Below are 923 nucleotides of genomic sequence, written 5' to 3' on the forward strand. Positions count from 1 at the left end.
AGAGCATGCCTGCCGATAATCCGGCAATGCACGCTGCTGCAACTCAACCGGTCGGGCGTCTACTATCGGCCTGTGCCACAGAGCGAAGCCAATCTGGAGCTGATGCGGCTGATCGACGCCCAGTTCCTGGAAACGCCGTATTATGGCTCACGGCAGATGACATGGCATCTGCGCCGCCAGGGACATGAAGTGGGCCGCAAGCGGGTCCGGCGGCTCATGGCGATCATGGGCCTGCGGGCGATCTACCAGAAGCCGCGCACGACCGTGCCCCATCCGGAGCATCGGAAATATCCATATCTGCTACGGGATCTGGTCATCAATCGGCCTGACCAGGTCTGGTGTTCCGATATCACATATATTCCCATGAAACGGGGATTTCTCTATCTCGTGGCGATCATGGACTGGTTCACGCGCAAGGTCCTGTCCTGGCGTCTGTCGAACACGATGGACGTGGAGTTCTGTATCGAGGCGCTACAGGATGCCCTCATGCGCTATGGCGCCCCGGACATTTTCAATACTGACCAGGGGTCGCAATTTACGACACCCCGTTTCAGCGGGATACTGGAAGAGCGTCAGATCCGCATCAGCATGGATGGGCGCGGTCGCTGGCTGGACAACGTGTTCATCGAGCGTCTGTGGCGGTCGCTGAAATACGAATGCGTCTACCTGTACGCGTTCGAGACCGGATCAGAGCTGAGGGCCGGGCTTGGCAGATGGATCGCCCATTATAACGAAAGGCGTCCGCATACGGCGCTGGCTGGACGAACGCCCGATGAGGCGTATCATGACGTGCCGACGCCATCTGGTCCGGGGTTAACCCCGGACCAGATGGCCAACAGCAACGCCGTCAGAAGGGCGGCATAACAACAACCGGGTATAGCTTATCAAGCCCGCAAAACTGTCCGAACGGACGGGACCACCTC

General features: G+C 59.0%; 1 protein-coding gene. It reads left to right on the forward strand.

The window, feature by feature from the left end; genetic code table 11:
- A partial coding sequence (locus CFR71_RS15840) for an IS3 family transposase (protein WP_110532252.1) occupies positions 1-864 on the forward strand: 864 nt, incomplete at its 5' end.
- Positions 865-923: the final 59 nt, after the last annotated feature.

It is taken from the genome of Novacetimonas pomaceti, from assembly GCF_003207955.1.
In the GTDB taxonomy this organism is placed as follows: domain Bacteria; phylum Pseudomonadota; class Alphaproteobacteria; order Acetobacterales; family Acetobacteraceae; genus Novacetimonas; species Novacetimonas pomaceti.